Source organism: Nostoc sp. KVJ3, from assembly GCF_026127265.1.
GTDB lineage: Bacteria > Cyanobacteriota > Cyanobacteriia > Cyanobacteriales > Nostocaceae > Nostoc.
This window is the reverse complement of sequence record NZ_WWFG01000001.1, coordinates 1,945,868-1,961,178: the sequence shown is the minus strand read 5'-3', so window position 1 is coordinate 1,961,178 and position 15,311 is coordinate 1,945,868. Positions and strand designations below refer to the sequence as shown.

Annotated in this window: 10 protein-coding genes and 1 CRISPR repeat array; of the genes, 1 reads left to right on the top strand and 9 read right to left on the bottom strand. The window is 38.7% G+C overall.

Annotation, left to right across the window (positions count from 1 at the left end):
• Positions 1-197: 197 nt before the first annotated feature.
• From GTQ43_RS07810 to GTQ43_RS07780, 7 genes are all read right to left on the bottom strand, one after another.
• Positions 198-986 (bottom strand): Nif3-like dinuclear metal center hexameric protein, encoded by a 789-nt coding sequence (locus tag GTQ43_RS07810; protein ID WP_265272095.1) that lies wholly within the window; start codon positions 984-986, stop codon positions 198-200.
• An 84-nt stretch (positions 987-1,070) separates the two neighbouring features.
• Positions 1,071-1,808 (bottom strand): hypothetical protein, encoded by a 738-nt coding sequence (locus GTQ43_RS07805; RefSeq protein WP_265272094.1) that lies wholly within the window; start codon positions 1,806-1,808, stop codon positions 1,071-1,073.
• Positions 1,809-2,291: 483 nt separating this feature from the next.
• Positions 2,292-2,705 carry a secondary thiamine-phosphate synthase enzyme YjbQ gene (locus GTQ43_RS07800; RefSeq protein WP_265272093.1) on the bottom strand — a complete coding sequence of 138 codons (414 nt, stop codon included), beginning with the start codon at positions 2,703-2,705 and terminating at the stop codon, positions 2,292-2,294.
• Positions 2,706-2,848: 143 nt separating this feature from the next.
• Positions 2,849-3,931, bottom strand: coding sequence for a glycosyl transferase (locus tag GTQ43_RS07795; protein ID WP_265272092.1), 1,083 nt, complete (start codon positions 3,929-3,931; stop codon positions 2,849-2,851).
• 98 nt (positions 3,932-4,029) lie between these two features.
• A complete protein-coding gene (locus GTQ43_RS07790; RefSeq protein ID WP_265272091.1) occupies positions 4,030-4,839 on the bottom strand; it encodes a DUF6745 domain-containing protein in 810 nt (269 codons plus the stop codon).
• Positions 4,840-4,908: 69 nt separating this feature from the next.
• A complete protein-coding gene (locus GTQ43_RS07785; RefSeq protein ID WP_265272090.1) occupies positions 4,909-5,298 on the bottom strand; it encodes a DUF6960 family protein in 390 nt (129 codons plus the stop codon).
• A 164-nt stretch (positions 5,299-5,462) separates the two neighbouring features.
• The gene (locus tag GTQ43_RS07780; RefSeq protein ID WP_265272089.1) at positions 5,463-6,656 is read right to left on the bottom strand and encodes an aminotransferase class V-fold PLP-dependent enzyme; all 1,194 of its coding nucleotides are present in this window, start codon (positions 6,654-6,656) and stop codon (positions 5,463-5,465) included.
• A gap of 492 nt (positions 6,657-7,148) precedes the next feature.
• Between GTQ43_RS07780 and GTQ43_RS07775 the strand changes: the two genes are divergently transcribed.
• On the top strand, positions 7,149-8,606 hold the full coding sequence (locus GTQ43_RS07775; protein ID WP_265272088.1) for a TM0106 family RecB-like putative nuclease: 1,458 nt from the start codon (positions 7,149-7,151) through the stop codon (positions 8,604-8,606).
• A gap of 342 nt (positions 8,607-8,948) precedes the next feature.
• On the opposite strand, the gene GTQ43_RS07770 is transcribed toward GTQ43_RS07775, so the two are convergent.
• Both GTQ43_RS07770 and nifH read right to left on the bottom strand, forming a co-directional pair.
• Entirely contained in the window at positions 8,949-9,782 is an 834-nt protein-coding gene (locus GTQ43_RS07770) for a dienelactone hydrolase family protein (RefSeq protein WP_265273698.1), read from the bottom strand.
• A gap of 357 nt (positions 9,783-10,139) precedes the next feature.
• Positions 10,140-13,931: direct repeats of the CRISPR family, unit length 37 nt; unit sequence ATTGCAATTCATCAAAATCCCTATTAGGGATTGAAAC.
• A gap of 286 nt (positions 13,932-14,217) precedes the next feature.
• Complete coding sequence (gene nifH / locus GTQ43_RS07765; protein ID WP_265272087.1) at positions 14,218-15,111, bottom strand: nitrogenase iron protein; 894 nt, start codon at positions 15,109-15,111, stop codon at positions 14,218-14,220.
• Positions 15,112-15,311 lie beyond the last annotated feature (200 nt).

Genomic DNA, 15,311 nt, shown 5'->3' with positions numbered 1-15,311 from the left:
TTTTTGTACCTCACCAACTCGCAATCTGCTGTAAAGCAAGAGACGCGATAAATCGCCGTCTTTACAATAATCAGTCTTTCATAGAGACAGCGATTTATCGCGGCTTTGGAATCTATTATTTTCATCAACCTTAACCGAACCGTATTGGAACCCTCCAGGTAGGCTGCTGACTCTGTGCTTTTTTAGGAGTTAAAAAGTCATGCAAAAAACTGGCGAAAATCTTCATCCTTTTGACTGAGTTGCACCCAGTCTAGGTTTAAGGACTGGAATTTTTGTACCAAGCGATCGCAAGCCGGACGTTCGGTAGCATAATGTCCAGCATCGATTAAGATAATATTGCGATCGCGGCTTTCTTGAAACTGATGAAATTTACAGTCAGAAGTTAAATAAGCTGTCGCCCCAGTTTTGGCGACGGCTGAAATGTAACCAGCCCCCGAACCACCCAAAACAGCAACGCGGGAAATTGTTTGCTGTAAATCAGCACTTGGGGAAAAAATTAAATTAGGGGGATTAAGTCGGGTTTGAATAGCTGCGAGTAATTCTTGTAGTGTCAGAAATGGCTCTAGCAAACCAACACGACCATATCCTAATCCTCCTTGTGTCGGTACTATGGGAGTAACTTCTTTGAGTTCTAAAATTTGAGCTAAAACGTCAGCAGTTCCATCCTGCACTTGATCGAAGTTGGTATGAGCGCTGTAAATACCAATATTGTGGGTAAAAGCTAACCGTACCATTTCGGCGATCGTTTCACCAGTGCGTAAAGATTTGAGAGGATTAAAAATCAATGGATGATGAGCAAATATCAGATTAGCATTTTCTGCGATCGCTTCTTGCATTACTGCCAAAGTAGGTGTTAAACAAACCAAAACCCGTGTTTTTTCCTGCAAAACTCCTGGTTCTATTTGCCAGCCACAATTATCCCAACTTTCACACCAGGCGGGATTTGCCCATGCTTCAAACCAAGTAATTAAATCAGTAATTTTCATAGTTATTTTGTTCAGCAATTTTTCAGAAATTCTGAGAGTTTAAATCACAGTTGCATTACTTAATTACGAATTACGAATTACGAATTAGTGTATCTGTGGTTGAATATTTAATTTTAATGCTAATTGCTGACGCATTTCTTGGAAAGGTTTGTTCCATACAGGGCTAGCATTCCAGTTCCACACTGGGACTGGGATAAGTTGCTCCTCGGCCATATAAGTTAGCAAACGACGTTCATCTTCTGGTTCACGAGAAAAAGTGAAAGGATTGCGATAGCCTGTATCACATAGTTTATAAGATGTAATCTGACCATGACTAATTCTTTGTAAAAGCTCCTTCCCTTTGGCGAGCAAATAATCCAAAAAAAACAGACTAAAAGGCTCTATATGTGCGCGTTTTTGTGGCTCTTTTTGTACCCACCTTGCCCACTCAAACCCATAGATAAAATCGTGAACATAACGGAAGCGAATTTCTGTTTTACTTCCGAACATTTCCACCAGAGAAACCATCTTTTCAGAGAAAATTTTTAAAAAATGAATAGCACCTTCATCTGCTACTAAAGCTTGCCTAATCATACTACTTATCAGAAAATCAAAATCCCAGAATATGTTTTCTGGGAAGTTTTGTAACTGACTACGGACTATAGATTCAAGGATCTCTTGAAATGTTGTGAGAAGTTGAATATCAGTGTTTTCTTCAGCAATCAAATTCCCCAATTCTGCAAAACTGGTAATTAATGTTTTTTGGGGATTAAGTGATAATAAATGAATAGACTGTTGGGCAAGGATTTCATCAATATATTGGAAAGTATGAGTTGGTGTCATAGCAAGTAAAAAGTAAAAAGAAAGAAACGCAGCTGATAAATCCGTGGGCTTGAAAAACAGGACAAAGAGTACCTTGCGCTATGTGTCTGGGTACAATTCTTTTTTTAAGTGGGCTTGAAACCCATAACTGAAGTTTTTTCTTTTACCTTTTAACTTGGAACGTACCCCTCTGGGGAAGCAAGCTACGCGCAGCTTCTCGTAGAGAATCGACTGTCAGTTCTTGCTTCGTGGTAATTGAAATAACCTAAAGAGCTTATACTATTTATTAGTGTATATTGAAGCAAGGAAATTATTAAATAAGCAGGAATAAACTTAACTTTTAAATTTACAAATTGACACGAATTATCTATAGTTTTAATTAAAAAATTATTCCGGTGAAATTTTGTTAATGCATCTCACCGTGAATCCATAAGATTATATCCAAAGGTTAGGCAGAATAACCAGAGTATTTAAACTCTATCTTAAACAAAAATTTAAAATTAGCTATCCAGAAATGTGGATAACCAATTCTCTTGAATGACTGCGCTGGCGATGTTCCCAAATATAAATTCCCTGCCAAGTTCCCAGTACTAGATGACCACTATTAATGGGGATATGTTCGGAAGTGTGGGTGAGTGCTGTCCGAATGTGTGCCGGCATATCATCTGGCCCTTCTGCATCGTGGATGTATTTACCTGATTCTGGGACGAGTTTTGCCATAAAATTAGCTAAATCCACAAGAACATCAGGATCGGCATTTTCTTGGATAACTAAGCTGGCTGAAGTGTGACGTAAAAATAAAGTACAAAGACCAGTTTCAACCCCCGATTCTGCAACTGCGGCTTCAATTTTTGCAGTGATATTATAAAAAGATTTTCCAATAGTGGAAATTTTTAGTAACTTTTGGTAGTGAGTCATTTCAAACAGTAATTATTAATGACAGTGTTCGTAACGCACCATTATCAAGGGTTTGGTGCCGTACTCTCCGCGATAACACCCTACAGATATTTTCTCCAAATCAAACCGGATTCATATATTAATTTATATTGTTTTGAATAAGTTTATTTCGTCTGTAAATAATTGAGAACAGCTTTAGCGATCGCTTCATTACCATCCTTAGCAATTGGTTGAGATTGCTTTGGTGCTTGGGGTAACTCATGCAGAAAATCCCAAGTACTTTGAAAAAACTCAGATGGGGTGATGATTTGATGCTGGTTATAATTTGTTATGCCTTCTACTATAAAAGCAGCTTCGGCAAAATCCTCACGTGGAATAGTAACAATAGGCACTCCTAATAGTGTAGCTTCAGCAAAAGTACCGAAACCTGGTTTAGAGACAACTCGCCCACAAATCGGCATAAAATCTACAGGGCGGTATTTACGGTCATGAATTTTCACTATATTAGGTAAATCAGGCGCAGATTGATCGAAGACGATAAATTGCCAATCTGGGAATCGCCGCAGATTCTCGTAGGGGATTTGTTGCAAACCCAAGCCGCCAAATGTCAATAAAATAGTTTTTTCAACAGGTGCGGTTATTCCCCAAAGAGAACGTAAATTATCAGCAGAGTGACGGGGGGAACCACCTGTTAAACCGACATCTGTGATATTGTGAAAAGCGTGCATCGGTTCGTGGAAGGGAAGACGAAACAAGCGATCGCACTTTGAGTACCAATCACTAATCCAATCTGCAACTGCTGTAAATTCACCCCCCCAATCTCGATAGATAAAGTCCCAGCCAAAGTTACTCATCATCCAGCAAGGAATATTTGCACCTTTGGCAAATCCAGGAGCGAGAAAGGGAATATCTGCCAAAATGAGATTAACGCGATTCTGGCGGATAAAATTAACTTCTGAGGCAATGAGCGAATTTTGATGTTTTTTAATATCTAGCAACTTTTCTAAAGTCGCTACTTTATCCATTGTCAAACTATCGGTTTGCACCACACCCAAATCAAATGCACGGGGACGATAGATAAAATCGCCTTCTATGTAACACTCTAGCAACCAACGTGGAGCAGTAGTTACGAGAATTAGCAGAACTTCTGGGCATAATTTTTGAATTGTCGCTGCGACAGAAGCCATACGGGTAGCATGACCAAAGCCGTGGTTAGTGATGGCTAAGTATAAGATTGGGCGTTCCATTTTTAAGTTAGGAGGTAGGAGTTTAATATATAGCAGTTATCGGTTGAGTAAAATACACCATCTGATTAGGAAACACTATAACTTTAAAAGCAAAATTTTTATTTAAGGGTTTGTTCCAAGCCTAATATTTTTCCGTAATTTGCATATACGCTAAAGCCATCAGCAAACTGAATAGCAGGAAGGTGTTCTCCATGAAGATTATTCTGTTCATCTAATCTTATTATGCTTGGGCGAGAAGATATAATACATATATTCTCGTATGGTAAAATCCAACCACAAGAATTTATTAGATTTTTAAAAGTTTTCCATTTTTCAGGATTATGCTCACATTTTAAAACTGATATACAAAAATCATATATACAAGCTTCACCAATGTTGGCCCATGAAGAAAAGCTATTACAATAAAATTCCACAGATGGCTCCCACTCATTCTGAGGTTGAAGTTGTTTCTCAATCCATAATAAACTACTTAATTTATCCCATTTATTACCAAGTTCTACCTCTAGCTTTTCTTCTAATAAATTCCAAAAAGGTATTTCTAATCTATCTAAAAATAAATCATTAAGTTCGCTTAAGAAGTTGATTTTTAATGAGAACCATAATTCTTCATTCAGTTTAGTCTTGATTTCTGATTTTAAAAGACTTATTTTTCTGTCAAATAATTTTTCTAAAGGTTGACCTATTCTCTTGCTCGATCCATCTAATTCCACTAATGTTTTTAAAGCTTGATAAGGACTACTAACTAATACGATTTCCGGCTCTTTAAATCCAAGTAGAGCATGGATTGCGTTTATCTCTTTTTTGATTTTATGGTAATCAGTCTGTTCTATTTGTAAACCAATTTTAAACCATTTTTGACGATATTCTAGTATTGATGTTTCTTGCTCTTGGGAAATACTATTAATCATACCACCTCTCAATTGCTGCGCCGCCTCCCACTTTTTGATGCAATTAGTCATGCATTGGAGGTTTTGATATTAGATATTAATTAAAGTTAATTCTTGCTCCCAGTATCTTTTTAAACTAAGTTTTCCATCTATTTCTAAATAATACATCACAGCATTTTGCTTAAAATGCCACTCTATACCCCTAACTATATTTACTCTATCTGGGTGATTAGTTACTTGTACTTGCTTACCGAATGAAAACAAGGGAATAGGAACTTTTTTGTAGAGTGTCGTCTTTACATCATACACATCTTCATTATACTGTAGTGTTAAAAAATCCTTGTCTTCGTTAATACAGTGAAATACTTTGCCATTAGGTAAAAGAGCTTTAAATCTTTCTATGTTATTAGAAGAAATTAAATGTTCTCCATATTCAGGAAACCATTGATAAAGCCCCCAAGTCCCAATATTTTTGCTCATATAATATGTTGTTTATCGTAAGGTTTGAAGCTCTGGAAATTTTAGTTTGGTGAGACAAGCTGCTTAAGCTTCTATGTTCGGGGGCAACCTCAAATTTAATCGGTATTAGAAGTTAGGGAATTAAGATTGTAATTCCCAGATTGATAACTTATAACTCCTAATTTTTAACTAGTTTTGCAAAAATTTTTAATTGCCTCAACCAATAGGTCAATTTCTGATTCTAAAGTCAGGTAATGGATGGTGGCGCGTATACAGCTAGGATCGGCAATTGTCCGAGTTAATATGTTTTGTGAATCTAAAAATTGCACTAACTTGAGATTAGCTTGAGGCTGATTATTTGTAAGTTGGAACGAGACTATACCGCTTTCGGGTGGTGAAGTTCGCAAACATTTAATATTGGGTAACGCCATTAAGTGCTGCCAAAGATACTCACTATTTTGACAAATTTGCTCGTAACGTTCCTGTGATGTTCCCCATTGTTGATGAATTGCGATCGCTTCCTTTAATCCAACATACAATGGATAAGCTAATGTAGACACCTCATATCGTCGCCCATCTGGAAGCCAATCCACAGGCTGAGATTGACTATCTACAACAATACCATTTAAGCCAATAAAGGTAGGTTTCAGGCTTTCTCGCGCTTCTGGTCGAACATACAAACCACCAGCACCCGCAGGGCCACATAACCATTTGTGACCAGTGAAAGCATAAAAATCTACACCCAATTCTGTCAAGTTTAAAGGCAGCAAACCAACAGATTGAGCAGCATCTATCAATAAAAAAGAATGATTGTTTCTGCATACTTCGGCAATTTTATCAAGAGGTAAAACTTGACCAGTATTCCAGAAAACATGACTTAATATTACAAGACGGGTATTAGGGCGTAAGTGCTGGGCAATAATTTTTACAGAATCGCCCTCATTTAAAGTCGCCTTCAGGGGACAAGTGGTAACTTCCACTGCGAATCTCCGCGCGATTTCCTGTGTTGTGGCAATTACGCCTGGATGTTCGCAGTCTGAGAGCAGTATATGGTCGCCAGAATGCCAGTCAATGCCCCACATAGCGATATTACAGCCAACTGTGACATTCTGGGTAAGAGTAATTGTTTCGCTTGGTGCATGTAACTCCGAAGCGATCGCAACTCTAGCGGCTTGAGTCTGCGGTGCTATCCAGCGATACGCCTCATTACCAAAGGGGCCTATTTGCTGAACATAAGCCTGAGTTTCAGTCATCGCATCCATTGCTCTTTGAGGCATTGGCCCTTGTCCCCCATAATTGAAATAAGTCTTATTGGCTAAAGCGGGAAATTGCTCTCGATGGCTGTGTAGCCTGGTTTGGGTGACAGAAAGACTAGTCATAATTTCCAAAGGATATCTGTTGTTTACAGGCTATTGATACTTAGGAGTAACAGTAAAAATAGGGATGAAATTAATTTAAGCGATCGCTGCCAAATTTTATCTCGGAATCAGTAACGATAAATATGTTGTTCTGTCATGTACCCTTGCAATGATGCATAAAACGTGATTTTGTTATTCTCCCTTATCTGTCAACCAGGAGAAACACAAACGCCTAGCTGTTGACAGTATAAAATAAACAGCTAATTATGTGTAGATGCGATCGCTCACTTGCAAACTTTGATTGTCTAAGAGGTTGAATGAACATGTATTTTGCTGTGATTAAAGTCACTTTGATCCCCCTAACCCCCCTTAAAAAAGGGGGAATCGGAATCAAAGTCCCCCAATTTATCGGGGGATTTAGGAGGATCTAGAACTTTTGATACCAACAAGAGGACTTTTCAAACATCCTCTAAGTTACTCCCAGAGACTACTAATTATTGTTAACTTAAAAGAATGCTAATTAATGCTGAACTCTTACTGCAATACCAACGCTGTAAACGCCGGACTTTTCTCGATATCCACGGTGACAAAAGTCAGCGCGATGCACCCAATGAGTTGCTGCGGAAACTGCAACAGGACAAAATCGCTCATCAGCTAAGTGCTTTGGCTCAGATAACCTACCACCAACCAGATTATTCTTATGGAAACTGGGAAGTAGCAGAGAAGGCAACTTTAGAATTGATGGAGCGTGGCGTTGAGTACATTTATAAAGGAGTGCTGTTAGCAGCTTATTCTGAAGCCACCCTACTAAGTCGTCCAAATTTACTGGTAAAACAACCAGGACAGTCAAGTTTTGGAGATTGGATGTATGTCCCGGCTAGTATTGAACTGGGTAAGCGCCCTAAGCAAGAATATCAAGTTGTCGCTGCATTTCATGCCCAAGTGTTAGGAATAGTGCAAGGAGTTGTACCAGAAACAGCTTCGCTAATATTGCGAACCAAAAACATAAATTATCTGGTGGATCTATTTAAATGGATACCACGGATGCAGCAAATTCTGGAGGAGTTTATTGAAGTTTTAGAGTTACCAAATCCGCCAGAAGTGTTTATTTCTCGGCAAAAGTGCAATTTTTGCCATTGGTATAGTCAATGTTATGCGATCGCTCAATCTGAAAAACATCTCTCACTATTACCAGGTGTAACACCTCTTCGCTACACTCAACTTCAAGATATAGCCATCACTACACTAGAATCTCTTGCTAATACCAGTCCCAGCACCCTAGAAAATCTAGTTGGTTTCGACCCAAAAGTAGCACCCAAGTTAGTAGTGCAAGCTCAATCTGCATTAGAAAAACGACCCCTAATTTTACCCTACCCGCTACCAATAAAAGAGATTACATTTACAGCACCCATAGAGCTTTACTTTGATATTGAGGCACAGCCAGACTTAGATTTAAATTATCTTTTAGGGGTTTTGGTCGTTGATAGACTTACCAACACAGAACAGTTTTATTCGTTTTTAGCAGATAAACCAGCAGACGAAGAATTAGTTTGGCAGCAATTTTTGGATTTAGTTTGGCAATATCCCGAAGCGCCAATTTATCATTTTTGTGTCTACGAGTTTGATACAGTCAAACGGCTAGCAAAGCTTTACAACACCCCCTACGCCTCAGTGCGTCCTGTACTGAATCGATTTGTGGATGTGTATGAACAATTAACCCAAAGTGTAGCATTACCTGTAGAAAGTTATGCCCTGAAAGCGATCGCGCGTTGGTTAGGATTTGAGTGGCGCGAAAAAGAAGCTAGTGGTGCTAAATGTATTTACTGGTACGATCAGTGGCTAGAAACAGGCGATCGCACCTTACTAGAAATTATCCAAAGCTACAACGAAGATGACTGTCGCGCTACCCGCAAAGTGAAAGACTGGCTTGTAAACTTTTTTCAGAATGAATATGGTTTGCGATTAGCTTAAGTAATTTCTTATTTTCCAAAGGTTTTCGGTCTTAGTAAATCAACTGATGAATTTATTTATATAAGTACAATTTAATACTTCAAATAATGAAGTAATAATTTAATAAATTGCTACCTCATCTCCCTCATCCTCAACTATGACAATCAATATAGTTCGGTTAAGGTTATTTGATGAAAATAATAGATCCCAAAAACGCGATAAATCTCCGTCTCTACGAAGGACTGATTATTGTAAAGACAGCGATTTATCGCGTCTCTTACCTTAACCGAACAGTATTGCTATGACAGTCGCTTCTCTACAAGATTTATACGTATCACTATTAATGTGAAATGGTATTACTTGCTATGACACTCCATACTTCTTAAACCAAGCCAAAAGACGTTTCCAACCGTCCTTAGCTTCTTTTTCGCGGTAGGAAGGGCGATAATCGGCAAAAAATGCATGGGGTGCATCGGGGTAGACGATAATTTCAGATTTGTTACCGCTAGACTTTAAGCGATCGCGCATCTGTTCTACTGTATCAAGAGGAATACCCGTATCCTTACCGCCGTAGAGTCCGAGAATGGGGACTGTCAGTTTTGATGCAATATCAATAGGATATTTTGGTTGAAGTTCGGTAGCATCGCCCACAAGTCGCCCATACCAAGCAACACCTGTCTTCACCTTGGGATTATGTGCTGCATACAACCAAGTAATGCGACCACCCCAGCAGAAGCCCGTAATTGCTAATTTATCGGCATTACCCTTACCTGATTTCACAGCCCATTTTACCGTAGCATCGAGATCGGATAACACTTGGGCATCTGGTACTTTGGCGACAATTGGGCGAATTTCGTCTATGCTGCTTAACTTTGAGACATCGCCTTGACGGATAAATAATTCTGGTGCGATCGCTAAATACCCCAACTTAGCAAAACGCCGAGTGATATCCTGAATATGCTCATGTACACCAAATATCTCTTGAATCACCAAGACAATTGGGAAATTTTCACCAGTAGCAGGTACTGCTCTATAAGCGGGAATTTCGCCATCCTTGACGGGAATTTTTACTGCACCAGCTACCAAACCCTTAGCATCAGTGGTAATAGCTTGGGCAGAAATGGGTTGCACTGCCAAGGCAAAACCAGTCGCCAAGGAGGTTGTTGCTATAAACTTGCGGCGTGTTATTTCTTTCATCATCTCTACCTTAAATTGGCAAAAACTTTATTTTTGGTTATCAGTACAGTACTCAACAATTTTTTGTGCTGAGTTACCTTATATTTAGGTTACTAGATGGTCAAATGCGCGGAAGGGTAGGTGTACAAATTTTATGGTCTAAAAAAAGTGCTTCTATCCCAAGTACAGCAACGCTTTCAACCCATTAGTTGCCTAATCATCATCCGCGCAATCTCTGAAATGCTTATCAAAACACGATTTCAGCCTTGAAATTTTCCTGACACTCTTTCCAAACGAATTCTCTAATGCTATGATTGCTCAAGAACAGCGCAACCGCACCTTGAAAACTAAATACAGCTTAGGTTTCAGCCTTCCGCTATTGCAATTCATCAAAATCCCTATTAGGGATTGAAACCCAATAAGCATCAGCATCAGGACAGTTAGCCAAATTGCAATTCATCAAAATCCCTATTAGGGATTGAAACTTTATGAAGCTTATCGACTACGGCGAATTATATCATTGCAATTCATCAAAATCCCTATTAGGGATTGAAACTTTTCCGCCTAGCGGACGGGGGCTAAGAGTATCCTATTGCAATTCATCAAAATCCCTATTAGGGATTGAAACCGCGACGTGAGATAAACTCACGTTTCGGCTACTGTGTATTGCAATTCATCAAAATCCCTATTAGGGATTGAAACGTCTAGAATTGCAATAATTTCTTGCTTGTCATCCATTGCAATTCATCAAAATCCCTATTAGGGATTGAAACGCATACTCAGGTTTGACTAACTCACTTTTAAGAATTTCAAATTGCAATTCATCAAAATCCCTATTAGGGATTGAAACTGTCCACCAGGATTTGGCTGAAAATAATCAACTGTAAAATTGCAATTCATCAAAATCCCTATTAGGGATTGAAACATTCTAAAAAATCTATAACAATTTCTGATAATAATGTATTGCAATTCATCAAAATCCCTATTAGGGATTGAAACTTCTCCTCCGCTCTATCTAAGAGCGGCGGTATTTTATTGCAATTCATCAAAATCCCTATTAGGGATTGAAACCCGATAATATCAAAGGGAAACTTATTAGCTGCTACAATTGCAATTCATCAAAATCCCTATTAGGGATTGAAACAAGGGAGTGCGATCGCAAAAACTAATGACTAATATTGCAATTCATCAAAATCCCTATTAGGGATTGAAACACCATTTAAGTTTTTTAATGGGTAACTATTTTACTAATATTGCAATTCATCAAAATCCCTATTAGGGATTGAAACTCTTATATTTTCACAAGATGCCGCAGCAACACCTCATTGCAATTCATCAAAATCCCTATTAGGGATTGAAACTGAGCCTTTGGTAGAGACAGGTACAGATGTTTTTATTGCAATTCATCAAAATCCCTATTAGGGATTGAAACGTCCCGGTGGGTACTTGATAAATTTGCGCTTGAATTGCAATTCATCAAAATCCCTATTAGGGATTGAAACAAAGCCAGAAAGTACAGGGAAGCACAGCAAAAAATTGCAATTCATCAAAATCCCTATTAGGGATTGAAACCTGATTAGCGGGTATGACTGCGAGTTGTACCGCAAATTGCAATTCATCAAAATCCCTATTAGGGATTGAAACTTTTTGTGTGCGGATTTACACATATTTCTATACTTATTGCAATTCATCAAAATCCCTATTAGGGATTGAAACGGGAAATTAGGTTTGCAAGAGGATTGGGATAGTAATTGCAATTCATCAAAATCCCTATTAGGGATTGAAACTTTGTAGGTGGATCAAGGTGGATCACGTGGATCAATTGCAATTCATCAAAATCCCTATTAGGGATTGAAACTCTTCACTCAAATTCTTAATCGCGCTATCAATTTGATTGCAATTCATCAAAATCCCTATTAGGGATTGAAACTTGCGCTGTGCTTTCCACCAAATTACCAACAAGATTGCAATTCATCAAAATCCCTATTAGGGATTGAAACAGTAGGAGTGGCTACCTTTTGTTTTGATTCAAGCTCCAAATTGCAATTCATCAAAATCCCTATTAGGGATTGAAACATAAACTTTGAACGGCATATTTTCATTTCTCCTGAGATTGCAATTCATCAAAATCCCTATTAGGGATTGAAACATCAGTCGGCATTGCGAATTGAGTGAAGTGTGAATATTGCAATTCATCAAAATCCCTATTAGGGATTGAAACTGCACTTATAGATTAAAGACTTCAGTTTGTGATAGATTGCAATTCATCAAAATCCCTATTAGGGATTGAAACTTCAATTTCGACATTAACATTAAAGAGCTTTATAAATTGCAATTCATCAAAATCCCTATTAGGGATTGAAACATTATTGCAGCTGCGCTCATCGCCGGCTTAAGATTGCAATTCATCAAAATCCCTATTAGGGATTGAAACTTACACGTCTCAAACTTGCAGCCGATGCGGACACGTCATTGCAATTCATCAAAATCCCTATTAGGGATTGAAACATTTGGAATGCTAAGAAGATTATTCTTGAGCCAGATTGCAATTCATCAAAATCCCTATTAGGGATTGAAACGATGGGGACAAGACTGCTGATACTCCGCTTGCGGATTGCAATTCATCAAAATCCCTATTAGGGATTGAAACTGATGGCGGCTCTGGGGGAGGAGCCAAACCCTTGCATTGCAATTCATCAAAATCCCTATTAGGGATTGAAACTAAATCACTTGATGGAAAAGTAACGGAAAACCTCAATTGCAATTCATCAAAATCCCTATTAGGGATTGAAACAACTTGCGATCGTTTCTAGACTCTCTACCCTCATATTGCAATTCATCAAAATCCCTATTAGGGATTGAAACGTAAACATTTTTTGGGAGCATCTAGAGCAAGAATCTTTTATTGCAATTCATCAAAATCCCTATTAGGGATTGAAACATTTAACTCAATTTATCGGGAATCTTAGTATTGAATTGCAATTCATCAAAATCCCTATTAGGGATTGAAACAAAAATTGGGCATTGATTCGCCAAGGTTTAATTAAATTGCAATTCATCAAAATCCCTATTAGGGATTGAAACGATTCCCCGCTCCATGCCATAACAGCAGAAAAAATGCATTGCAATTCATCAAAATCCCTATTAGGGATTGAAACGGGACTATCCAGAAATAGGCATATATTTGTTAGTCATTGCAATTCATCAAAATCCCTATTAGGGATTGAAACTATTCCGATTCTCCAGTTCGCAGTAAGATTTTTGCATTGCAATTCATCAAAATCCCTATTAGGGATTGAAACGCGCGAGTTTGGGAGAGATGCCAAGAGGTCGGTGTATTGCAATTCATCAAAATCCCTATTAGGGATTGAAACAAACCTGCGGTCGATCGCTGTGGAGGATCGGTACTGGGATTGCAATTCATCAAAATCCCTATTAGGGATTGAAACGAGTAAACAATCCACTCAGTCTCTTGCTCCCCCAAAAATTGCAATTCATCAAAATCCCTATTAGGGATTGAAACGTTGCTGAGTAATACGCCTTGACATACATTGAATAATTGCAATTCATCAAAATCCCTATTAGGGATTGAAACGTTTAAGGGTATTTCTGACTAGAGAGCAAGATAATTGCAATTCATCAAAATCCCTATTAGGGATTGAAACAGTTCTTCTACTGTTGATAAATTCTCGGTGCTACATTGCAATTCATCAAAATCCCTATTAGGGATTGAAACTTCCCAATCAGCCATACCGTGCTGCATTGCGATCGCAATTGCAATTCATCAAAATCCCTATTAGGGATTGAAACATTAGATATACTGCGCCATTGCCACCGCCTAAGATTGCAATTCATCAAAATCCCTATTAGGGATTGAAACTTCTACCCCGCGCCAAGACCACAACTGCAACTAGCATTGCAATTCATCAAAATCCCTATTAGGGATTGAAACGAAGTGATCCATCAAGCGCTGCTTGATAAAATCTGAATTGCAATTCATCAAAATCCCTATTAGGGATTGAAACTTATACGTCAATCCCTTTTCAAGGCTAATTGACATTTATTGCAATTCATCAAAATCCCTATTAGGGATTGAAACCAACAAGCCCATGATTCAACTGAAAAAGCGCAACATTGCAATTCATCAAAATCCCTATTAGGGTAGGGATTGAAACTGTACAAGTTTCTACTATCGTTAAGTAGTTGGACAAAAATATTTACAGTCATTGCGAGCGGAGCGAAGCAATCGCAAGAGTTGGGATTGCTTCATTGCGCTATCTCTACGAGACACTACCGCGTTAAGCGAAGCTATACCGAAGGCTTTACGCTTCATTCGCAATGACATTGTGTAATTAATTCTGTCCAAGTACTTACCTAATTATTTTATTACCATAAAATAAAATTCTCACAAAAAAGGTGGGCAAGCAGCCCACCCTAAACTATTATTTAATTGGTACTACTTTACAGGTGCTTGAGTAGCTGTTTTACCAACCAGCATTGCAGCATTTTCCTCACTTTCGAGAATACCGAATTCAATCAACAAATCTTCTAACTCTTCCATCTCAATAGGGGTAGGAACGGCGAGCTTGTCGTTGTCAATGATCTTTTTAGCCAGTATGCGATATTCGTTACTTTGATTGCTATCAGGTGCATACTCGTTAACAGTCATCCGGCGCAATTCTGCGTGTTGAACAATATTGTCACGAGGTACGTAGTGAATCATTTGGGTGTTCAAACGTTTTGCCAAGGTTTCGATTAAATCGATTTCCCGGTCAACGTTACGGCTGTTACAAATCAGACCACCTAAGCGTACACCGCCTGTATGAGCATATTTAAGAACACCACGAGCGATGTTGTTAGCTGCATACATCGCCATCATTTCACCAGAGGTAACGATGTAGATTTCTTGTGCCTTACCTTCACGGATAGGCATAGCGAAACCACCGCACACAACGTCACCCAAAACGTCGTAACTTACAAAATCAACATCTTTGTAAGCACCGTTTTCTTCTAAGAAGTTGATAGCGGTGATAATACCACGACCAGCGCAACCCACACCAGGCTCAGGGCCACCAGACTCCACACAACGTACATCCCGAAAACCGGTCAGCATTACTTCTTCGAGTTCGATATCTTCTACAGCGCCTCTTTCAGCAGCTAATTGAAGAACGCTTGTTTGAGCTTTACTGTGTAGCATCAAACGGGTAGAGTCAGCTTTAGGGTCGCAACCGACAATCAGAATGCGTTGACCCATTTCAGCCATAGCTGCAAGGGTGTTTTGAGAGGTGGTAGATTTACCAATACCGCCTTTACCATAGAAAGCTATTTGTCTAATTTTTGGGTCAGTCATGGTTGTGTTTTCCTACAATGATTTAATTGATGGGTCAGAAGCTTGATATGAGATATTCACTCTTGGAACGTAGGGAAGTAGAGCCCGTTGGCATTGATATGTAGCAACTTGTCACTAGACATCGCACCCCAACAAAAACAGTGAAAATCAGAACATATTTACCCACAAAGTGATAGCTTAAGGGATAGAGAAATCTCCAT